The organism is Bacillus cereus group sp. BfR-BA-01311, from assembly GCF_022664295.1.
GTDB classification, from domain to species: Bacteria; Bacillota; Bacilli; order Bacillales; family Bacillaceae_G; genus Bacillus_A; species Bacillus_A cereus.
Genome location: NZ_JAKUHC010000008.1, coordinates 43310 through 66648, shown reverse-complemented (window position 1 = coordinate 66648; position 23339 = coordinate 43310). Strand labels below are relative to the sequence as shown.

Here is a 23339-nt window from a genome sequence, read left to right as displayed (position 1 = left end):
CTTACGACTTTCTTACTTTTTTATACTGCGGTAATTTCACAGTAAAAACTGTTTCTTTATCGTTACTACGTACAGTGATATCCCCTTGATGGAGATCGGCTATACTTTTTGAAATTGCAAGTCCTATTCCTTTCCCGCCCGTATGAGAACTACGTGATTTTTCACTACGATAAAATTTCTCAAAAACGTAAGGAAGGTCCTCTTTCGGAATGCATTGTCCAAAATTTTTAATTTCTACTTCAACATTCATTGTTTTATTGGAAATTTCAATTGCAATTTCCTTTCCATCTTTTCCATACATAATACTATTACCTATTACATTTTCAAATAGTCTCACTATAAGTGCTACATCAACTTCTACATGTAGCACTTCATCACTTTTAATATAAAAGCTCATATTAGCATCATCTAATTGTGGTACAAAGTCAATCATGATTTGTTCAATTAATGCTTTCATATCTACTTCATCTTTATGTAATTCAATCTCTCTATAATTTATTTGACAGTATTCTAATAAATCATCTATTTGATGTTTTAATTCATAACTTTTTCGCTTTAATATACTTACATACTGTTCACATTCCTCTCCATTCGAATGAAGTTTATTTCCTAACAGGTCCGCATAACCGATTAAAGATGTTACTGGCGTTCGTAAATCATGAGAAATATTACTAATCATTTCATTTTTCATTTCCTGTGATTTTTTTTCATTCTCGATAGACTCTTTTAAGCTTTTCGCCATTCTATTAACATTTGCCGCTAGTTCACCAATCTCGTCATTTTTCAAAATAGGTATATGTATTTCAAAATTACCGTCACTTATTTCCTTCAGGTTCTTGTTAATTTGAGACAACCTTTTCATCAGTGTTTTTGTCATACATGCAAAGTATGTTGTAGTAAAAATCAAAAAAACTATAAAATATAAAAATGAATATTTTTCCTCTAAAACATTAACCTGACTATATATATTTCCAACTAAAATTTGAAACACTATTATACTTACAGTCGCTAACAAGATGCTACATATGAATGCGATAAAAAACTTAGCTCTAATGCCTTGTAATGATTTAATCTTCAATTTTATATCCGACTCCCCAAACATTTTGTATAAACTTCGGTTCTTTTGGATTCTCTTCAATTTTATTTCTTAATCTTGCGATATGAACCATTACTGTATTATTACTTTCATAGGCTCTTTCGTTCCAAACGCTCTCATATATTTCTTCAATTGTGAACACACGATTCCTTGCAGCTGCCATTAAGTGTAAAATATCATATTCAGTTTTCGTAAGATTGATTCTTTCTCCATATAACATTACTGTTCTCGACACTTCATCTATTTCTAAACCTCTAATATTTATTTTCTTTTCCATTACTTGGGGAGCATTTTGATTGAAATATGTATACCTTCTTAATTGAGCTTTCACTCTTGCTATAAATTCAATTGTACTGAACGGCTTCACAATATAATCATCTGCCCCAGTACTAAATCCAATTACCTTATCTACATCCGATGATTTCGCGCTTAAAAACATAATTGGTAAACTATGTTTCTCTCTAATCCTTCTACAAAGTTCTATACCATCCATTTGAGGCATCATAATATCCAAAATAGCAAGTTGAATACTGTTATTATTTATTATTTCTAAAGCCTCTTCTCCGTTATGAGCACTAAAAACTTTAAAACCTTCTTGTTTTAAATTCACATTAATAAATTGAATAATATCTTTATCGTCATCTACAATTAATATCGAATTTTTTTCCATTTCCAAACCTCTTTTTTGAAATATATTCCACATCTAAGTTTATCATAAATCAAATCTACCCTTACACCTTGAATAATCTTTATTTTCAGATTAAATTATATAATAACAAATACATTCTATTTTCATGTGAAAAGGAGCGAAAATATGTTTCCTTTATTAAAAACTGAAAGACTCATTTTAAGAGAACTTACCGAAAAAGATGCACCACGTATACTACAATGCTTTTCTAATACTAATGTACTGCGCTATTATGGCCAAAAACCGTTACAAGATGTTGATCAAGTGAAACAAATCATTCATAACTTTAAGTTGAGCTACAATGCAAGAAGCGGTATAAAATGGGGAATCGAATTAAAAGACAAGAAAGAACTCATCGGTACCATTGGTTTTCACGATTGGTCTTCCGAGCATAAACGAGCCAATATAAGTTATGCCTTTTTGCCTGAACACTGGGGACAAGGATATGCGACTGAAGCTGTTTCTGAGGTTATATCATACGGTTTCCATACGATTCATTTAAAGCGGATCGGAGCAATTGTATTTCTTGAAAATGAAGCTTCCAATAAAGTACTATTAAAATTAGGCTTTGAAAAAGAAGGCGTTCTAAAAAATTATATGTATCAAGATGACATTCCCTATGATACGAATTTTTATTCTTTATTAAAATCGGTTTAGTAGAATACATGTGTAAAAAACTTGTTTCAGTACAACAGTTATAGGTAGCGAATTTTTAATGACGGATGCGAAGTACTATACATTATAAAACATTAAAAAAGGGCTGTGAGTAAGCTTTTACTCATAGCCCTTTTTTATGTTCTTTTTCTGTTTTCGCAATGCTTTTGGTACGTATACGCAGAAAGGCTCACTTTCCATATAATCCCCCGTCATTGCATATGCTCTAGAACGAGATCCCTCACAAACACCACACTTTCCCTTATACTTGTCAGGATTACGAAGATTTTGAAAAACAGGGGAGTTTCGATAGATTTCAGCTAGCGAATTTGTTCTAATATTCCCGGTTTTAATCGTCAATACCCCACTTGGATATGTTTCTCGGTATAAAGTTAAGAAATTAGGAATTTTTCATTACTCTAAAAATACGCTATTTAACTGAAGACTATTAAATTAAGTTTCTTAAAATTATATTTTTAAAGTCTTTCAACATCATTACCTCTTTTCTAAAACCATAAAGAACGTACTATCTGGTAGCGTAACAGCATTCCCAGACTCATCTGTAAACTCGATTTTCTCGCTAAGATGGTTTGTATATCCATCCTGCAAATAGTTCATAGCTTGAACGATATTTACTTTATCTCCAAAGATACCCTTTACGAAGTCCTTATAGTCGTTTGGCGTAAAAATTCCAAACTGCTCCTGCACTTCATGAACAAAGGAATCCTCACCCCAAGTATACGTATATAAGAACTCCATTGCATCATTAACAGGCATTTTGACTGTATTGTCTGCAAGTACCTCATACTGGATTATACGCCCCTTAAATTCTTGGACATACTGCTCTAAGAACTTCATTCCGCCTGCATCTTTAAAACGAATCACCCGCATTAACCTTTTATCTTCGGTCATGATGCCATCACGAATGATAATACGGCCTCCTGGCTTTAACACCTCATAAGCACTCTGCAGCCCCTTTTTAATTACTTCATGATTAAATTTCCTACCTTCATACTCGATATAAGAGAACAGCTCATGAAGGATAGAAGAATATACAATCGTATCAACCGATTCTTTTTCAAATGAGCTGCTTAAATTGATTGCATCCCCTTTAATGACGTTCCAAGAACGCCCCTCGTTCTGCTTCTTCTTTTTCAACGTATCAATCACGTTTTCGGAAATATCGATACCGTAGATTCGTTTATCCTCGGTCTCTTCTTCAATCATGTCTAGCATGACACCACCACCGGCTCCGACATCTACAATCGTATCTCCCTTTATATAATCAAGAATAATTCGTTTATCATCAGCCGAGCTATTCATATGCTCCAGATACACTTCTTCGTTATGGAATCTATCATATGCATCCTTTCGTAACCCGAAGAAATCAAACAGCAGCACATTTGCCCGAGCATGCATCATATCTATCTTTTCTGCCTCTACACAGAAGGTAATTAACGCCTCACCTACAGCAGAAAACCGAAACGACACATACGCAGTCTTCATATCTTCATCGACTTTAACCTGAAAAGAAACATGCGTTGTATTCGGTTTCTCGTTCTCACGGTACTCCCGTAGATACTTCTCAATAACTCGCTTACGATACACGTTGTCCTTTTTTTCGCCTTTGAAATCATAATGTAGCTGCTGCATCAATTTCTCGAAATGTATATGCTGAACTTTTCTAGTGCCTATCTCATTCTTTAACATAACAAAAACTGTCCAAATATCCTCAAAGCTAAGAGCATGCATAGAAGGTTCTACATACCACAAATCCTTATTAGATAGGAATGTTTGAACGTCACTCTTCTCGCTCCCCATAATTATATCTTTTTCAAATGCTGACTCCTTATGTTTTGGCGTGAGTCTATGTATACGAGAAGTAAATGGCTCCATATAACCATCAAACAGACCATCAATTGTAATCTTCACATCGTTCTTCACTTCACTCCACAAAGCTTTTGATACGCCCTCAATAATGCATTGGTTAAGATAGTATAGAATCTCCTTTAACCTAACGTCTCCGTATTCTTCTTTATATGTGTTAATTAAATCAACATGAGAGTCCAAACGAGCCTCCCCGCGTATATACTGCCCGATTAATCCATGTGTTCTAATTAAATCTTGAATAAACAAATACTCAGTAGAGTTTAAGTTTGTCTCTACACGTTCAATAAACTGAATATCACTAAAGATATCAGCAGAACCCTCGTTATGTACCAATAGATTAATCCCTTTTTTCTTCCATTGCTCCCGCTGTTTTAAAGATCCTACCTTTGCAAGCTCACTATACGTTAGTACCTTTTCAATAATACGATATGCTTCTTCATCTAAAGACAGTCCATCCAACACTTGCAGCGTACGGTGTACATAGTACAACACCGCATCTGTTTTTAATGCACCAAGTACTTGTACATTCTCATAGTTTTGATGTATCTCCTCTGCCTCAATTAGATGCTTTAACCACGTAGGGATTGAAACAGAACTCCCTTCAATATATGTATTTAGAACTTCAATGCTTTTCAACTTATTTCCCCCCATATATAATCAATATCGGTAGTAAGATCTAGTACACCTTCTCCAAAAAGAGCATCACCTTATGTCCCTTCTCCTAAATACTACTACTTGCTTTTTACCATCTACATCTCTTTCGAATAAAAATGTATCAAACCCAGTCTTTTTATCGTGTAAAAGAGAGTTATAAATTCCGTTACTACCACGCCAAGGTTGTAACATATTTTTTGTTGATCTCTTATTTTAACTTCATTAGGAATTTCGGAAGATCACCTCTTAAATTGATAAACATATGTTGTGACAGAATCAACTGAAAATGGAAACGGCAAGCGGGTGCACTCCACTTACCGTTTTTTCATAGCTTAGTATGTATTTGAATTTCTTTTGCTTTCTCTTTTTCACCCTTCACGCGTACAATTAAATCATATGATCCGGATTTTGAAGCTTCAAAAGAAAGCAAACCTTCTTTTTGAGAAGTGATTTCTTCTTCATAAATAACCTTATCATCTTTTGTAACTTGTAATAAAATCGTACCTTCTTCAACAGCTGCTTCATAAGGGATTTCCACATTTCCTTTTTCAGCTTTAAGTGTTTGTACATCGTAATACCCTTGCAGAGAACCAATTTTTAAAGTCGTTTCGCCATTTTTTTGAACCTTTGTAACTTGTGTCGCTGTATTGCACGCGCTTAACAATACAACAAGAGTGAGAATCATAAATAAACGTAATGATTTCATAGAAATTCCCCTTTTTTATGTATATGTGAATTAAGATTCATTCTTTAACTATTTCAAAAACACCAACACCTAAAAAGAAGCACTGCTTTTCTTCAATTTCTTTTTTAAATAATTTTTGAAACTCTAATCATTAAAAACCCTACTTTTTCTTACTTTAATTGTTTCTAAAATGTAGAAAAGAACCCCTAAACCAAATATCTTTTCAGCATTAGAAATATTATTACCTAATTTAATAATAGGTACATTTAATCCGAATCTTTCGCTCCATTCCAAAGGCATATATCCTCTTTTACAGTTTATTAATATCCGGTTATCCATTGTACGAAAAGAAGTTTCGAAAAAATCAAATTCAACTTCTACTTCAGAAAGTCTTATCTCTTTTTCATTCATTAAAGAACCACGTACCATTCCAAATCCTTGTATCATATTTTCTTTAAACATACCTACACAATTATAATTTGAGTCATAAATAGCCCAATCATAGTTTTCAACTTCACTATGAAAATATGCAAGAGTTTCCCCATCCTTTGCTTCCAATCCAATAACTTGCTTGTTTTTTAAAAAAGGTAATTTTGAAGAAATTATATCAGTTGAAACCATAGTTGTTCCTACTATATAGGCCCCATCGGGAGTATATAAACCGTAATGTTTATTATTTTGAGGTAATTCTAGTAAAACATAAGTATCAATATCCCAAAACTTCAAATCATTTTTAGCTATATTCTCTTCTAATAAGTTCCCTTTTCTTAATTGCCAAAATCCAATCCCCCCAAAAACAAACGAAGCTATAACCATAAATATTATTTCTCCCCAATTAACATCACCCCAACTATTATACAGACAATATAATCCAAAGAGAAAAATCCCTGTCCCAATTAAACACTTAAACCGCCCCCTTTTTTTATAATACTCAAATAATTCCACACAAACACCTCTATCAATTCATCTTAATACCCCAAATTACCTTTTAAGTATACCAAGGACAAAATATATAACCTAATATTTTTTTATATAATTAAAAACAAACATAGTTACAGAAAGAACATGCTTGTATGCTGATCTGTACTACATTCCCTTATTCCTTGTATGCTATATTTCTATTCTTCTCTTTACTTAAACAAACTGCTCAATATTATTTGTTGCAACTTCTTATGAATGTGTAACTACAATTTTGCACTTCTCTTCTTTATATGCTAGGAACACCACCAAAGGATTTCCCGGTCCTCTGTAAAAAAAACCTTACTTTTAAAAAGTAAGGTTTTTTGTATTTATTCATTAGCAATATAAGCATTCTTATAAGTATAAATACCACCAAATTGATGTTTTTCAATCCCTTTTACATAATCCTTTTGTACATACGCTGAGCCAATATGATAAAGCGGTGCCACAGCTGCATCTTCTAATAATACCTGCTCGGCTTCTCGCAACGCTTTCCATCGATTTTCCGTATCTAGTACAAAATCCGTTTTCGCTTTCTTTATTAATTCATCGTAACGAACATTAGAATAATTCATTTTATTATTCGGATTCCCTGTCGTAAATAACTCTAAATAACTAATTGGGTCTTTATAGTCAGGTCCCCAATTTGCCATAGTTATATCGTAATCACCTATTTGTTCTAACTGTAATTTTTGCTTAAATGGCTGTTGTTTAATTTGTATCGTTAACCCTTGCAAATTCTTCTCTAAATCACCTTTTATATATTCTGCCATACGTATTGCATTATCTTGTTCGAACGTTAAGAACTCTAGGTTTACTTGCTCTACTCCAAGTTCTTTTTTCGCTTCTTCCCAAACTTTTTTCGCAGTTTGTAAATCATATGAAGAAAGATCTCCGTTTTCTTTTCTAAAATCTTTACCAGTCACTTCATTTACATGACCAACTGGTACAAGCCCACTTGCAGGTTTTGCTCCGTTATTAATAAAGTGAGCAACGAAATCATCTTTATTTAACGCTAATGAAATAGATTGACGCACCTTTTTATTTGCTAACGCGTTATTTTTTTCATTAAAACGAAGCATAGCAATTCCAGGATCACTCGACATATGTAATTCCTTATTCCCTTTATACTTGTCTACAACTTGCGAATTAATAGGTACTCGATCCAAATCTCCGGCTTCATATAAATTTACAGCTGTCATTGTATCCTTTAGGATATGAAAGTTTATTTCATCTAATTTCACTTTCTTTCGATCCCAATATGTAGTATTTTTCTTTAATTGAAACTCTTGTTCATGCTTCCATTTTTCTAATACAAATGGACCGTTATATATGAGATTACTAGGTTCCAATGCATAATTGTTTCCTTGTTCTTTCAAAAATGATTCATGCTGTGGTAAGTATATAGGTAGTGCTAACAACTGTAAAAAATACGGGACTGGCTGTTCGAGTTCAACTTCTAACGTATAATTATTTATCGCTTTAACCCCAAGTGCATCAAGAGGCATTGTTCCCTTATTGATCTCTTTCGCATTTTTTACATAAAAGAGCATGGACGCATATTGAGAGGCTGTTTCAGGGTTAATTGCACGTTTCCAAGCAAATATAAAATCATTTGCTGTTACATTATCCCCATTTGACCATTTTGCATCTTTACGCAAGTCAAATGTATATTTCTTACCATCTTCACTTCTTTTAAACGATTTTGCTATGGCTGGAGTAGGCTGATCTTGATCGTTTAATACATATAACCCTTCAAATATATTCTGCATAATGTGTGCTGATGTACCATCCGTTGTTTTCGCAGTGTCCAGAGAAGGAATTTCTTCTGATACTGTTACATTTAACACTTGTTTTTTAACCTCTATGTCACTTTTATCCGCTTTATTATTACAAGCTGTTAATAATAAAGATGTAACAAGTGCCATTACCATTAAATGGCTCTTTTTTTGCTTCATGAGTTGTTCTCCTTAAATATAAAATATTATAAAGCGTAATATATTATAGCAGAAATACTAACAGAAAGATGCGACATTCTTTTGAATATTTATTCGTTCAAGAAAAAAAACTATCCTTTTAAAAGGATAGCTTTTTCAACTGCCACATAATTATCTATCTTTGCAGACCTCGTTTATAACGACGTGCTTCAAATATAATACGCTCTTCATCTAACGTTTTACATTCGCCATTCCAAACGACACGTTTTCCGTTAATAATTACATCGCTTATATCTTTTCCACTAGCAGCATATACAAGGTGTGATAACACTTCATCTGCTGGTTGTAAATGCGGCTTATTAGACGGGTCAATCGTAATAAAATCAGCACACTTACCAGCTTCTAGTGACCCGGTTTGTTTCATGCCGATTACTTCAGCAGCTCCTTTTGTCGCAAGTGTAAGAGCTGTTTCAACTGGTAAAGCTGTTGCATCTTGGTGAATACCTTTTTGTAATAAAGTCGCTATGCGCATTTCTTCAAACATGTCTAAATTATTGTTAGATGCAACACTATCTGTTGCAATTCCTACTTTTATTCCTGCTTCTAGCATCGCTTTTACATTCGCTATACCAGAACCTAGTTTTAAATTACTATTTGGGTTATGTGCTACTCGAACATCATGTTCTGCTAAAAATGCACGCTCATCATCATTTAATACTACACCGTGTGCAATAACTGCTGGGCGTTTAAACAATCCACAGCTCGCTGCATATTCTACTGGACGTTTTCCGTACTGTGCTTCAATATCACGTACTTCACGCTCTGTTTCAGAAAGGTGGATATGAACCATTGTTTGATTCTCTACTGCAATACGAGCACACTCTTCTAACAATTCTGTACTACATGTATATGGACTATGTGGTGCAACCATCGTAGTTAACATGCCACTTTCTTTATAATAACGCTTCACATATTTCTCAGCTTCTTCAATCGCTTTCTTTTCATCGTTTTTCGTTCCGAAGCTAAATAAAGTCCTTGAAACAGCAGCTCGCATCCCGCTCCTTGATACCGTTTCCATAATTGCGTCTTGATCTACTCCAATTGGATTAAACATGTCAGAGAATGATGTTGTACCACTTTTCACCATCTCAAGTAATCCTAATTCCGTACTAGCGACCGCAATTTGGGGAGTAAATTGACTTTCCAGTGGCCAAATTCTCGTCTCAAGCCATGGCTGTAATAACATATCATCTCCAATACCTCTTAGGAGACTCATTACAACGTGTGTATGTGTATTTACAAGCCCTGGTAAAACCCACTTTCCTTTCATGTCAATTACTTCATCTACTTCAAATTCATTAGCGAATTCTCCGCTCTTTACATCTATAATTTGATCATTTTCTACAATGATATATCCATTTTCTATCACTTCGTTTTGTTCATTCATCGTTACAATTGTAGCGTTTACATAAGTTGTTTTCAAAAGTATTTCCCCTTTCAACTCTATGAAGTTCCCTTTAATAAGTTACCACCATTATAGTAACTTATTAAAGATTAAGAGTCAAAAGATAATTTTAATTCTTTCGTTATTTTTCCCTTCAAAATGTTATATTGCTTTTCATTTGTATCTGCAAATGCTTCTTCCCGATTTGACTTTTCATCCATATAATTCAATTTCCCATTGAATTGAGTCTCTGTAAAATCAAATCTCTGCCCATCTATAAAGTTATAAAAGTGCCATACCTCTCTTACTTTTGTCTTTTTAATTTCTCCTCCGTATATGTCTTGAACGACAAGAGCTGTAACACCACATTGTCCCTTTGCTGGGTTTTCAATTGTCCACTTTGAACTCGTTTCAATCGACCACGATTTTATTAGTGCTTCATATATTCTTTTTTCCTTTACATCATCCATTCTAATCTTCCCCTACTATTAATAGTTTTACACATCATATTTCAAAAGAGGCAGTACACGCCCCTTAAAGACAGTTGATGGTGTCTCTCCTATTAACTGTGCTCCCATTTTCAAGTAATATCCTTTTGCATTCGGATCACTATCAATTGTAAAACTTTTTAATCCTAGTTCATTGGCTTTTTCTATTACATACTCCCAAAGTATTTTCCCGTAACCTTTTCCTTTGTAATCAGGATGAATGTACAAGAAATCGAGAGCTTTATCATTACGTAAAAATGAGAAAAAACCAATCTTCGCATTATCGTTTTCTAAAACATATAAAAAATTATTTTTTATGTATTCTTCTGTAATTGTTAAATCTTCCTTACAAGCAAGTATGAATTCTTCACTATAATCCCACGTTGCTTTTGATTGTAGTGCGAGTTCACTTAATTCATTTGCTTCACTTAATAACGCTTCTCTTATCTTCATGATTCTTTTTCCTCACCTTCGATATGTAAACTACTAAATTGATTCGGAAAGCACTTCAAAAAACCTTTTATTTTCATAAATTAGAGATTATTTTTATAAATCTTTATTATAACCAGTACAATTTTCAACAATTTTTTTAAAGAAAAAGAACGCCATCCCTAAAAGTTGGCGTTCTCTTTTTCTAAAATTTAATCTTCAAACCCACTCATTCATTTTACTATTTTGTACGATACAAACCTATACAGTTTCTACTACCGCTTCAAGCATTGTTCCATTTTTAGCATAATTCGTATGCCAAGAAAAAGCTTTTTCTAAAATATGAGGAGTTTGTCCACCTCTTGTTTTTGCTTCTTCGTAATAAGCTCGTAGTTGATCACGATACATTGGATGTGCGCAATTCTCAATAATAAGTTCCACTCTTTCTCTTGGCGCAAGTCCCCTTAAGTCGGCATACCCCTGTTCAGTGACGATAACATCTACATCATGTTCAGTATGGTCTACATGAGAAACGAAAGGAACAATACTTGAAATGTTACCACCTTTCGCAATCGATTTAGTAACAAAGATAGCTAAGCGTGCATTTCTTGCAAAATCACCAGACCCACCAATACCATTCATCATTTTTGTACCTACAACGTGAGTAGAGTTAACATTTCCGTATATATCTAATTCTAATGCAGTATTAATTGAGATTAATCCAAGGCGACGAATGATTTCAGGATGATTGGAAATCTCTTGCGGACGCATCATTAATTTGTCACGATATTTTTCAAATTTAGAAAATACTTGTTGCATTTTCTCTTCAGAAAGCGTGATAGAACAACAAGAAGCAAAATTGACTTTTCCAGCATCCATAAGATCAAAAACTGCATCTTGTAAGACCTCGGAATATACTTCTAAATCTTCAAATTCTGAATCTAACATTCCATGCAATACGGCGTTAGCCACTGAACCAATTCCTGATTGTAACGGCGCTAAACGATTTGTTAATCGGCCTACTTTGACTTCTTCTCGAAGGAATTCTATTAAATGCTGTGCCATAATAACAGTTTCTTCATCCGGAGGAACAATTGTCGATGGCGAATCCAATTGATTCGTAAACACAATTCCCTTTACTTTTTCAGGATCAATTGGAATACCGATTGTTCCAATTCGGTCATCTGTTTTCACAAGCGGAATTGGAAGCCTCTCCCCTTGTTTACCTGGTTCATATAGATCATGTAGCCCCTCTAATTGCGCGGATTGAGCCATATTCATTTCAATAATAATAGACTTAGCATTTAAGGAAAACGCTAAGGAATTTCCAATTGAAGTGGTTGGAATAATCATTCCGTCCTCTGTAATCGCAACCGCTTCCAAAATAGCGAAATCTATATCCAGAACGTCAGCACGGAGTAACTCTGCTGTATGAGACAAGTGTTGATCCACAAATAAAAAGTCTCCGTTATTAATTCCTTTTCGCATAGTCGCGTCAGCTTGGAAAGGTAATCTTTTCCCTAAAATTCCTGCCTCAGCAAATAATTTGTCTACATCCGATCCTAAAGAAGCCCCAGTATAAACATTTACTTTAAAAGATTCATCATTCTTAACTCGGTTTACAAGCGCAAATGGGACTGCTTTCACATCACCTGCACGTGTAAACCCACTTAAGCCTAAAGTCATTCCACTTTGAATCCAGGAAGCTGCTTCTTCAGGTGTAACTACCCGATTTTTTAGACGTTGATCTCTGATTCTATCTAAATTGTTCTCCATATGTAATCCCTCTCTCATTGAATATTCATAATTATTTTACACATTAACACTATCAAAAAAGGGATTTTAGTATACAATGCCGAAAATTCAGACAGAACAGCAAATCTAGGTTCTAAAGCAGAAAAATTTAGAATCCTAGAAGTTTACGGAAATAACTAGCGTATGATTGACTAACTGGTACTCTCTCACCATTATCCATTGAAAGTAAAAAAGTAGAATGGGTATCAGGATAAATTGCTTTAATATGATTAACATTTACAATAAACGAACGGTGACATCTAATAAATGAATCTTTCGGAAGCAAGTATTCGAATTCTTGTAGAGAGTATTTATGTGTTCCTGATAACTCTTCTGAATTCACGTACGTCTTTTTATCTTTAGCCTCTAAATACATAACCTTTGAAAAAGGAACCGGAATCCAGCCGTCTGTTGTTTTTAAAGTAACGACTGACTTTCCATCCGTTAAAGCTGGATAAATTGCCGTTACGCACCCTTCAAGCTTTCCATTGTTTGAAAATGGTACAGCCATTCCATGATAAGGAATACCAAAAACATCCCGATTCATAAACTCAGAGGTTTTTTGATTCATCACCATCGCTTTATGAGCAATCGTTCCTTCCTTTATAGGATCCCCGACACTAATCTTTAAATCAATTCGTTTACTTGGCCGATAGTAAATATATTCTTTCGTATTCGAAACAGCAATTGAAATTTCATCTGAAAATAATTCCCCAACAACATCTAGTAATAAACCTAATGTTCTATCTTCCATTCTATTAACACCTCATTCACTATTATACTACTATTATGAACGAGCATCTGTTGCTTTATAAAAAGTTTGATTTTAAATTACTTTTAAAATTAGTTTTATTCACTATTACTTCGTTACTACAAAAAACCTCACTTCAGAAAAGTGAGGTTTCCTCTCATACAATATTTTTTTATTTTTTATTAAGTAAAGTGAATTTAAGAATTTATTGCCCCTATTTCTGTATAATAGATAATCCCAAACTACAAACAGTTTGGGATTATCTTTCTCATTTATTATGCGCATCTAACCACGAAATTAAATCTTTAAATACTTCATCCTTATTTACTTCATGAAACATTTCATGTCTACCATTTTCATATAAACGTAGTGTCACGTCTTTCACACCACATTTTTTATAGTTTTCATATACTTCTTTTACACCTTTCCCCATATCGCCAACAGGATCACGATCACCAGAGAATATATGTATTGGAAGATTCTTTGGCGTCTTCTTGTATTCTTCTAGTTTATTTACTTCTAATACACCAGAAAATAATTCTCGGTAAAAACTCGTCGTACAAATGAAACCACATAACGGATCCGCAATATATTTATCAACTTGATTATTATCTGAAGATAACCAATCAAAATTTGTACGATTAGGCTTAAAGTTCGAATTAAAGTTTCCGAATGATAAAAAGTTTAGCATCGGACTTTTCGTTTTTGCCCCACGCAATTTCATTTCGATTGTTGCTACTTTATGACCAATAGCTCCTAAAAGCCCTGGATTTCCACCTGTTCCTGAAATCAGAAATCCATCATATAATTCGCCTCTAAGTTGTACAGCACGTCTTGATAAAAAAGAACCCATACTATGTCCAAGTAAAAACAAAGGACTTGACTGCTCTTCTTTTATCTTTTCTGAAACAAAGATAACATCCGATACAACTTGATTCCACCCTATATTTGGTTCAAAATGACCATAGTCTTCTTCTTTTTTTACTGTTTTCCCATGTCCTTTATGATCATGCGCATAAACACCATACCCTGCTTCCAATAAAGCATCTACAAATTCTGTATACACCCCTGCATGCTCTGTCATGCCATGTGCAATTTGAATAATTCCTCTCGGATCTCCTTCTGGTAACCACTTACGCAAATAAATTTCCGATCCATCCAATGCCGTAACGAAACTTTCCTGTACATTCATTTCGTCAGCCCCCAACTCTATTATGTATAGCTTTAAGAAAATGAATATCCATTCACTTTTCTTATTTTATATTATATGTAATTGCTTTCATTATGACAAATGATGTATTTTTCAGACTTGCTTTTAAACTAATTTCTTGACGAATTCAAAATAAAATTATATAGTTACTTACATAAAGTAACTATATAATTTTTAGGAGGTTCCTACTATTATGATGCCATCATTATTTTTAGCACATGGTTCGCCTATGCTCGCTATTCAAGATACAGACTATACACGATTTTTAAAAACACTTGGAGAAACATATAAACCGAAAGCAATTGTTATTTTCACTGCTCATTGGGAAAGTGAAGTATTAACGATTTCCTCATCAGATAACGAGTATGAAACAATTTATGATTTTGGAGGTTTTCCCCCTGAGTTATACGAAATCAAATATCGTGCGAAAGGCTCTTCTCATATTGCATCTATTTTAGAAACAAAATTTAAGAACAAAGGTATTTCAGTCCATCATAATATGACGAGAGGTTTAGATCATGGTTCATGGACACTCCTGCACCGCATGTATCCAGAAGCAAATATTCCTGTCGTGCAAATATCAGTCAATCCATTCCTTTCTGCAAAAGAACAATTTGAAATTGGAGAAGCACTTAAAGGACTCGGACAAGAAGATATTTTAGTAATCGGGAGTGGCGTTACCGTTCATAATTTACGAGCACTGAAATGGAATCAAACTACACCTGAAAAATGGGCAATTGAATTTGATGATTGGATTATTAAACATATGCAGAATAACGATAAAGATGCATTGTTTAATTGGGAGAAAAATGCTCCTCATGCACAATTAGCAGTACCAAGAGCAGAACATTTTGTTCCTTTATTTATCGCTATGGGAAGTGGTGAAAATAGCGGTGAAGTCATTCACCGTAGTTACGAGCTTGGTACATTAAGTTATCTTTGTCTTCGATTTTAAAGAAAAGGATGAAGCACATGCTGCTTCATCCTTTTTCTTTTTCATTCACTTAGTTAACTAACTTCCAAATGTCGTTTCTCTGATACCTCTTCGTTCTTATTATGAAAATAAACCCAAATACACGCAATAAATAATAGTGAAGATGTAGAGAGGAAAACATATTGGAAACCTGCATGCGCTGCAATTTGTCCCCCGAGCACTGGACCAATCATATTTCCTAAAAACTGAAATGATTGATTATATCCAAATATTCGTCCCGTAACATGGGTTGGTGTATGTTGTTTTAGTAGAGTTTGTACGGAAGGTAATAATCCTGCTTGTGCGATACCTAATAAAAATCGAAGAATTAATAGTTGCCAAGCTGACGTTACAAATGCTTGCGGGATAAAAATAATTCCTGCAGCAAATAACGCTACAACTAACGTTTTTTGAGGACCGATATGATCTGATAATCTTCCTAGTCTTGGTGCTGCCAAAATAACTGCTAATCCTGTCGCTGACATAACTGCACCCGCAATTGTTTCAATATGTGCAGTATGAGGACCTACTAAATTTTTCACGTACAATGTAACAATTGGTTGAACTGACATATTAGCAAGTTGAATAATAAATGTTGTTACAAATAAACTAATAATTAAATGCTTCGCTGGGACCATCGTCCATACTTTTTTCGGCTGTGTTTTTTTTGCTTGAGCAGAGTGATTTTCTTCATGCAGGAAGAAAAAAACGATGAGAAAGGAAAGGAATAAAAAAGCTCCCGTAACAAGAAAGACATGACGCATTCCAATTAACTCAGACAAATAACCTCCAAGTAACGGGCCAAGTAACGAACCGCTCACACCACCAGTTGAAATTGTGGAAATCGCCCAACCTGAATGTTCTTTCGGAGTTTCTGCTGCAATAAATGTCATCGCTGTTGAAAGGAAACCAGATACTGCTCCCATTAAAAATCTTAGTGCGACTAGTTGATACACATCCGTTACAAACCCCATAAGCGTCATAATAATCGCCATACCGAGGCTAGCACGAATAAGCATCAATTTCCGTCCATGTATATCACCAAGCTTTCCCCATATTGGCGATACGATCGCACCCATTAAAAATGTTACACCAAATGCAAGTCCCGACCACTGTGCAATGCTTGAAGTGCCAGTTACTCCTAATTCCTCAATATAAAAAGATAAGAAAGGAATTACTAAACTCATACCGGCTGCAGTGGTAAAACAACCTAGCCAACAAATCATTAAATTCCGTTTCCAGCTGGCCATTTTCACACCTTCTTTCTTTAGATACCCATTCTACACCCTTTCTTGTAAAAAGTTTAGTAATTTGCTTTATATGCAAGATTTACTACAAAACCCGCTATTTTCCAGTAAAAATCACTACATCTCTACATCATTTTCATAATAAAACCAACTCCTCTATATGAAGTTGGTTACTTATTATCTATCGGTATTAAACGAGCATTACAATTTCTCTCGTAAAACTCAATGGGACCTGCTTGTCCAATAATCGCATATTCATATCCATCTTGCTTCATATTATATAAACAATGATGCAATAATTCTTTTCCTACACCTTTCACACGATTTTGTTTCGCTATGCCCATTGGACCAAACAAGCCTTTCTTTCCTCTCACTACATCGTAACAGGCGAAACCAACTATTACTTCCTCCTGCTGTGCAATATAGATAGGTAACTTTTCGTTATATGTCCGAAATCCATAATCAACCGACTGTAACCACCGTTCACCAAATTCATCCACTACAAATCGTGATAACTTATCAAAATCAGAAGGACTAACTCTTCTTACATGACAAAATAATGTATTATAAATAGATTTAAAACTATTTAAATCAACCGCTAAGTCTCTCGGTGCAGCTGTAATACGTAATATATCTTCTTGCATTTGTGTATGTATAAATCCACCAATATTTGTATCTACATGAAATAATGCATACATAACATGTCCTTCATTTACTACTACTTGCTGAAAGCGTTCCATACGTTTCTTCGCTATTTGTAAAATTTCTGTCGCCTTATAAGATAGTTTATATTGCCCTATTTTTTTATACTCTTGATTATGTAAATCGAATTGTTTTCGTAACGAAAGTTTTTCTAAAAAATCTGGACCGACTTTGTGAAACAAATACATAAATAACTCAGCGCAAACTCCTGTACCTTCTTTACACATACCTATAAACAGATGGACTGGGTGAATTATGTTATACTCACTCTCTTTTGCTGCAATCTCCAATATTTTATGCACACGTTTTGTAAATTGAAATTCCTCCATATGTGTTTCCATCCTCTACTAATTTACTAACAAACCATAACCATAAATAATTGAAACAATTACACCCACTACCAATATACCTGGAAGTAAATTTGCCACCTTGATTTTAATAATACTAAGCAAGTTCAATCCAATAGCAGATATCATAATGCCGCCCGTAGCCGTCATCTCCACTATAAATTGGTTCATTAATTCTTTCGGGACAAAACTATTAATTTGTGTTGCAAAAACTGCAATACCACCTTCATATAAAACAACTGGAATTGCCGAAAATACTACGCCAATTCCTAGAGTTGTCGTTAATATAATAGAAATAAATCCATCGATAATCGCCTTTGTAAATAAAATATCATGATTTCCGCGAATCCCACTGTCAAGTGCACCAAGTATCCCCATCGCGCCAATTGCAAAAATTAAAGTAGCTGTTACAAAACCTTCTGATATGCTACCTTTCCCTTTCGATCCAACTTTATTTTCTAGCCAATCCCCTAAATGTTTTAACTTTTCTTCTAATTGTAACCATTCTCCAATTACCGTACCAATCACTAAACTCAGTATGACAACAAGAAAGTTTTCACTTTTTAATGCCATTTGAAGCCCAAGCACAGTAACCGCTAAACCGATTGCGTGCATTATCGTCCCTTTCATACTTTCTGGAATCCTACTAAATAATTTACCAAGTAAAGTACCAAATATAATACAAATTCCATTTACAACTGCTCCTAATATAACCATTTCTCATTCTTCACCCTTCGAATTCTTTATTTCTATATTTTGGTTTATACATTGATTTACAGGTTATCTATATGTTAACTTAATATTGAGAATATTAACAAATGTTTTCCACTACATAACCCGCTATTTTTTGTAACTTTAATTACCTTTAATAGATTCAGTGTTAATTTAATTGCGGGATAATATTAAAAGGGAAGGTATATATGAAAACTTTACTAAAACGATTTTTGTTAATAGCCTTTTTCATTACACCGATTGTTTTATTAATCAATTACTCTTTTATTTCAAAAGCAAAAGACAAACCCGATTTGCAAAACAAATCTAGTAAAACCGCTTCAAAAAGCGAAAAGAAAATAGAAGACCAAGAAATCACACTCACCTTCTCTGGTGATACAATGTTTGATTGGCAATTACGTCCTATAATCGAAAAGAATGGGGCTGATTACCCATTCCAACATGTAAAAGAAGAAATAAAAAAAGCTGATATTTCTTTTGTGAATTTAGAGTCGGCATTTACAACGAAAGAAAAGAAAGCACCTGGGCAACTGTTTTGGATTAAAAGTGATCCATCTACACTACAAGCTATTAAAAACACTGGATATGACATCGTAAATATTGGGAATAACCACACACTTGATTATGGGCAAGATGGATTATTAGATACGATTTCTCACGTAGAAAAATTAAAGTTCCCTTACATTGGAGCCGGAAAAAATGCGAAAGATGCATATACAGCACGAGAAATGACCGTAAAAGGGAAAAAGTTTAAATTTCTTTCCTTCGTTCGATTTATGCCTGATTCTAATTGGGTAGCTGGTGAGAATAAACCTGGCGTTGCGAATGGCTATGATTTAAATCTTGTAACAAAAACAATTAAAGAACAAAAGAAAGATGCAGACTATTTAATCGTCTATATGCATTGGGGCGTTGAAAAATCAAATCGTCCGGTAGAATACCAAAAGCAATATGTACCTAAAATGGTTGAAGCAGGAGCTAACGCAATTGTCGGGAGCCATCCACATTGGTTACAAGGGTTTGAGTATTATAATAAAGTTCCTATCGCTTACTCATTAGGTAACTTTTTATTCCCGAGTTATGTGAATGGGAAAAGCGCTGAAACTGGCGTATTAACTTTAACTTTTAAAGGAAAGGATGTCCAAATGTCATTCAATCCTTATATCATTCGCAACAACCAAGTTTCCCCTGTAAATGAAGGAGAAAAGAAAAAAGCTCTTCAATATTTACAAACAATTTCAACTGATGTAGAAATTGATGATACAGGGAAAATAAAAAACAAACGAAACTAGACAGCTCAAGATCTATTTCTCTGTAATATACTTTACAGAATAGGTGATAAACATGCTGAAAGAGTTATTAGAAAATATAAACCTCTTAGAAAACATCTATAAAATGTCTATAGCAATCCTGCTTTTATGTTCCTTTTATTCTGTGAGACTATTTAAAAAAATAAAGCGAGAGAGAAATCTTACTCCTTTTGAATTTACAATGTATGTAATCATTCGTATTGCGATACTCTTTTGGTTAGCTAGCTTTATTCTTCTTGAATTTAATGAGTACCTAGTTTAACTATAAAAAAGATAGAACAAGCACTATATTCCCTCGCTTGTATCTATCTTTTTTATTTACATTCTAACTCTTTCCTTCTATTAAATAAGCAAATCAAACAAAACAGGGTTTTTATTAAGTTCCATAAATTGAATATTATTTTCTTTAAAGCGAGTAATTAATTGCTCATAATCTTCTTTATGTTTTAATTCTACGCCGACTAATGCTGGACCATTTTCTTTATTATGTTTCTTAATATACTCAAAGCGCGTAATGTCATCTTCTGGTCCTAATCCTTTATCAAGAAATTCTCTTAGCGCACCTGAACGCTGCGGAAATTCAATGATAAAGTAATGTTTCAGTCCTTCATAAATGAGCGAACGCTCTTTCATTTCTTGCATTCTATCAATATCATTATTTCCACCACTTAGCGTACATACAACTGTTTTACCTTTTATTTCATCTCTATATAAATCAAGCGCTGCAATAGAGAGTGCACCAGCCGGTTCAGCTACAATCGCATTTTTCTTATACAGTTCTAAAATCGTCGTACAAACTTTCCCCTCTGGTACTAAAATAATATCGTCAATTACATCTTTACAAGTTTCAAATGTTAACTTTCCTACTTTTTTAACAGCTGCCCCATCAACAAAGCTATCTATTTTCTCCAATGCTACATTTTCATTTTGAAGAAAAGCCTCTTTCATAGATGCAGCTCCCATTGGCTCTACACCAATAACCTTTGTAGTAGGACTAACACCTTTTACATATGTACCAACTCCTGATGCTAATCCACCACCACCGATTGCTGTAAAGATATAATCAACCGGTTTCTCCATATCATGCATAATTTCAACTGCCACTGTCCCTTGACCAGCAACTACATACGGATCATCAAACGGATGAACAAATGTCATTCTATTTTCTTCACAATAACACTGTGCTTCTTGGAAAGAGCTATCGAATGTATCACCAACTAATACAATCTCTGCGAAATCACCACCGAAAAATTGTACTTGTGATACTTTTTGTTTCGGTGTTGTTGTGGGCATAAATATTTTTGACGGAATCTTCAATAAATTACACGTATAAGCAACTCCTTGCGCATGATTACCAGCACTTGCACAAACAACACCGTTTTGTAACTTTTCTTTCGGTAAACTTTGAATCAAATTGTATGCACCACGAATTTTGAAAGAGCGAATTAATTGTAAGTCTTCTCGTTTTACATAAACGTCACAATCATATTTCTCAGATAAAACTGTATCACGTTGTAACGGTGTTTTAATAACGATATCTTTCATGCAATTATGGGCCATTAAGATATCTTCAATTTTCACTCTCTCCTTTACCTTTTGCACCATTATATATCATCCTTATCTCTTTTAAATTGGCTCAATCAAAATGTGGGATTTTCAGAACAGCCCCTGTATTCGCCGATGTTACCATTTGTGCATAACGTCCAAGCCAGCCAGTTTTCACTTTTGGTTCTGGTCGTTTCCATTCTTTTTTACGCTTATCTAATTCTTCATCACTCACTCTTACTTCTAGTAAGCGTTCTTCAACATCAATACATACAATATCCCCTTGTTCAAGAAGTGCAATCATCCCGCCCGCTGCTGCTTCTGGTGAAATATGTCCTACTGAAATTCCACGTGAAGCTCCAGAAAAACGTCCATCTGTTAATAATGCAACCTCAGCACCTAATCCCATTCCAGCAATTGCTGATGTTGGGGCTAACATTTCTGGCATACCAGGCCCACCTCTTGGTCCTTCATAACGAATGACAACTACATCTCCTTTTTTCACTTTCCCAAGCATAATGCCCGCAAGTGCCTCATCTTGTGAATTAAAAATAACGCAAGGCCCTTCAAAACGCTTTACCTCTGTTGCACCGCTTTTAATAACCGCTCCATCTTTAGCAAGATTTCCTTTTAATATACGTAAGCCCCCCTCTTCACTATGAGGGTTTTCGAGAGAGTGAATAACCTCCTTATCTTTAATCTCTGCCTCAGCGATATTTTCTCTTAATGTTTGCCCAGTAGCAGTTATTCGATCAAGATGAAGTACTCCTTCTTTCCGGCTCATCTCTTTCAAAATTGCACTAATCCCGCCCGCACGATCAATATCTTCCATATGCCAATTTGAGGCTGGACTTACTTTACATAAATGAGGTACACGTCTTGAAACTGCATCAATACGGTTCATATCATAATCTAGTCCTGCCTCTTGTGCGAGTGCTAGCGTATGTAATACTGTATTCGTTGATCCACCCATCGCCATATCAAGTGCAAAAGCATCGTCAATTGCTTCTTCTGTTACAATATCACGCGGCTTAATATCTCTTTCAATTAAAATTTTCAATTTCTCTGCTGCTTGTTTAATTAACTCTTCACGTCTTGGATCAATTGCTAAAATACTCCCGTTACCAGGAAGAGCTAAACCTAATACTTCACATAAACAATTCATAGAGTTCGCGGTAAACATACCCGAACAAGAGCCACAAGATGGACAGCCATGATCTTCAATATCTTTTAATTCTTCTTCTGAAATTTTCCCAGATTGATAAGCTCCTACTCCTTCAAAAACAGAACTCAGATCAACAACTTCTCCTTTAGATGTTTTTCCTGCTGCCATCGGGCCGCCTGAAACAAACACAGTCGGAATGTTAATACGTAGTGCAGCCATCATCATACCTGGTGTAATTTTGTCACAGTTTGGGATACAAATCATGCCGTCAAACCAGTGTGCATTTACAACCGTTTCTACTGAATCTGCAATTATTTCACGACTCGGAAGAGAATAACGCATACCGATATGTCCCATCGCAATACCATCGTCAACTCCAATTGTATTGAATTCGAATGGTACCATACCTGCCGCACGAACTGCCTCTTTTACAAGTTTCCCAAACTCGTTCAAGTGTTTATGTCCTGGAATAATTTCAATAAAAGAATTACAAATCGCTATGAAAGGTTTATCAAAATCTTCATCTTTCAAACCAGTTGCTTTTAATAAACTACGGTGCGGTGCTTTATCAAAACCTTTTTTAATCATGTCACTTCTCATCTTGTCAAATCCCCTCTTACATATTTTTCATTTATACT

At 34.5% G+C, this 23339-nt stretch carries 21 protein-coding genes and 1 pseudogene; 4 read left to right on the top strand and 18 right to left on the bottom strand.

The window, feature by feature from the left end:
- Position 1: 1 nt before the first annotated feature.
- Together MR136_RS18865 and MR136_RS18860 are read right to left on the bottom strand one after the other, a co-directional pair.
- Positions 2–1102: a HAMP domain-containing sensor histidine kinase gene (locus tag MR136_RS18865; RefSeq protein WP_162837403.1), complete on the bottom strand. Its 1101-nt coding sequence runs from the start codon at positions 1100–1102 to the stop codon at positions 2–4.
- A complete protein-coding gene (locus MR136_RS18860) occupies positions 1068–1766 on the bottom strand; it encodes a response regulator transcription factor (RefSeq protein WP_000414517.1) in 699 nt (232 codons plus the stop codon). The genes MR136_RS18865 and MR136_RS18860 overlap by 35 nt, the downstream gene beginning before the upstream one ends.
- Positions 1767–1910: 144 nt before the next feature.
- Between MR136_RS18860 and MR136_RS18855 the strand changes: the two genes are divergently transcribed.
- Positions 1911–2441: a GNAT family N-acetyltransferase gene (locus tag MR136_RS18855; RefSeq protein WP_017673941.1), complete on the top strand. Its 531-nt coding sequence runs from the start codon at positions 1911–1913 to the stop codon at positions 2439–2441.
- 117 nt (positions 2442–2558) lie between these two features.
- On the opposite strand, the pseudogene MR136_RS18850 reads toward MR136_RS18855, so the two are convergent.
- The 11 genes and pseudogenes from MR136_RS18850 to MR136_RS18800 form a co-directional block, all read right to left on the bottom strand.
- A pseudogene (locus MR136_RS18850) lies at positions 2559–2816 on the bottom strand (SPASM domain-containing protein); the annotation flags it as partial.
- Between the two features lie 117 nt (positions 2817–2933).
- Positions 2934–4979 carry a class I SAM-dependent methyltransferase gene (locus MR136_RS18845; RefSeq protein WP_002025623.1) on the bottom strand — a complete coding sequence of 682 codons (2046 nt, stop codon included), beginning with the start codon at positions 4977–4979 and terminating at the stop codon, positions 2934–2936.
- A gap of 328 nt (positions 4980–5307) precedes the next feature.
- A complete protein-coding gene (locus MR136_RS18840) occupies positions 5308–5688 on the bottom strand; it encodes a BA_1872 family lipoprotein (protein ID WP_000838922.1) in 381 nt (126 codons plus the stop codon).
- 123 nt (positions 5689–5811) lie between these two features.
- Complete coding sequence (locus MR136_RS18835; RefSeq protein WP_002164570.1) at positions 5812–6612, bottom strand: hypothetical protein; 801 nt, start codon at positions 6610–6612, stop codon at positions 5812–5814.
- A gap of 344 nt (positions 6613–6956) precedes the next feature.
- The gene (locus MR136_RS18830) at positions 6957–8585 is read right to left on the bottom strand and encodes a peptide ABC transporter substrate-binding protein (RefSeq protein WP_000810614.1); all 1629 of its coding nucleotides are present in this window, start codon (positions 8583–8585) and stop codon (positions 6957–6959) included.
- A 154-nt stretch (positions 8586–8739) separates the two neighbouring features.
- On the bottom strand, positions 8740–10065 hold the full coding sequence (locus MR136_RS18825; protein ID WP_031312322.1) for a bifunctional S-methyl-5'-thioadenosine deaminase/S-adenosylhomocysteine deaminase: 1326 nt from the start codon (positions 10063–10065) through the stop codon (positions 8740–8742).
- Between the two features lie 53 nt (positions 10066–10118).
- Positions 10119–10478, bottom strand: a complete 360-nt coding sequence (locus tag MR136_RS18820) for a YunG family protein (protein ID WP_000342907.1) — start codon at positions 10476–10478, stop codon at positions 10119–10121.
- Positions 10479–10505: 27 nt separating this feature from the next.
- Positions 10506–10949 carry a GNAT family N-acetyltransferase gene (locus MR136_RS18815; RefSeq protein WP_000701907.1) on the bottom strand — a complete coding sequence of 148 codons (444 nt, stop codon included), beginning with the start codon at positions 10947–10949 and terminating at the stop codon, positions 10506–10508.
- 237 nt (positions 10950–11186) lie between these two features.
- Positions 11187–12701, bottom strand: coding sequence for an acetyl-CoA hydrolase/transferase family protein (locus MR136_RS18810; protein WP_017673947.1), 1515 nt, complete (start codon positions 12699–12701; stop codon positions 11187–11189).
- Between the two features lie 127 nt (positions 12702–12828).
- On the bottom strand, positions 12829–13473 hold the full coding sequence (locus tag MR136_RS18805) for a LytTR family DNA-binding domain-containing protein (RefSeq protein WP_000390210.1): 645 nt from the start codon (positions 13471–13473) through the stop codon (positions 12829–12831).
- Positions 13474–13738: 265 nt separating this feature from the next.
- Positions 13739–14662, bottom strand: coding sequence for an alpha/beta fold hydrolase (locus MR136_RS18800; protein ID WP_061457034.1), 924 nt, complete (start codon positions 14660–14662; stop codon positions 13739–13741).
- 211 nt (positions 14663–14873) lie between these two features.
- Between MR136_RS18800 and MR136_RS18795 the strand changes: the two genes are divergently transcribed.
- Entirely contained in the window at positions 14874–15635 is a 762-nt protein-coding gene (locus MR136_RS18795; RefSeq protein WP_000982899.1) for a DODA-type extradiol aromatic ring-opening family dioxygenase, read from the top strand.
- Between the two features lie 53 nt (positions 15636–15688).
- Here the strand turns inward: MR136_RS18795 and MR136_RS18790 are convergent, their stop codons facing one another.
- The 3 genes from MR136_RS18790 to MR136_RS18780 form a co-directional block, all read right to left on the bottom strand.
- The gene (locus MR136_RS18790; protein ID WP_000179303.1) at positions 15689–16903 is read right to left on the bottom strand and encodes a multidrug efflux MFS transporter; all 1215 of its coding nucleotides are present in this window, start codon (positions 16901–16903) and stop codon (positions 15689–15691) included.
- Between the two features lie 167 nt (positions 16904–17070).
- Entirely contained in the window at positions 17071–17931 is an 861-nt protein-coding gene (locus tag MR136_RS18785; RefSeq protein WP_017673948.1) for a GNAT family N-acetyltransferase, read from the bottom strand.
- 18 nt (positions 17932–17949) lie between these two features.
- A complete protein-coding gene (locus tag MR136_RS18780) occupies positions 17950–18666 on the bottom strand; it encodes a DUF554 domain-containing protein (protein WP_000236030.1) in 717 nt (238 codons plus the stop codon).
- Between the two features lie 203 nt (positions 18667–18869).
- Between MR136_RS18780 and MR136_RS18775 the strand changes: the two genes are divergently transcribed.
- On the top strand, positions 18870–19973 hold the full coding sequence (locus tag MR136_RS18775) for a CapA family protein (RefSeq protein ID WP_000854536.1): 1104 nt from the start codon (positions 18870–18872) through the stop codon (positions 19971–19973).
- 52 nt (positions 19974–20025) lie between these two features.
- Positions 20026–20253 carry a hypothetical protein gene (locus tag MR136_RS18770; protein ID WP_000910604.1) on the top strand — a complete coding sequence of 76 codons (228 nt, stop codon included), beginning with the start codon at positions 20026–20028 and terminating at the stop codon, positions 20251–20253.
- A gap of 80 nt (positions 20254–20333) precedes the next feature.
- On the opposite strand, the gene ilvA is transcribed toward MR136_RS18770, so the two are convergent.
- Both ilvA and ilvD read right to left on the bottom strand, forming a co-directional pair.
- Positions 20334–21596: a threonine ammonia-lyase IlvA gene (gene ilvA / locus MR136_RS18765; RefSeq protein ID WP_000250327.1), complete on the bottom strand. Its 1263-nt coding sequence runs from the start codon at positions 21594–21596 to the stop codon at positions 20334–20336.
- Between the two features lie 31 nt (positions 21597–21627).
- Positions 21628–23301: a dihydroxy-acid dehydratase gene (ilvD, locus tag MR136_RS18760; RefSeq protein ID WP_001255813.1), complete on the bottom strand. Its 1674-nt coding sequence runs from the start codon at positions 23299–23301 to the stop codon at positions 21628–21630.
- Positions 23302–23339: the final 38 nt, after the last annotated feature.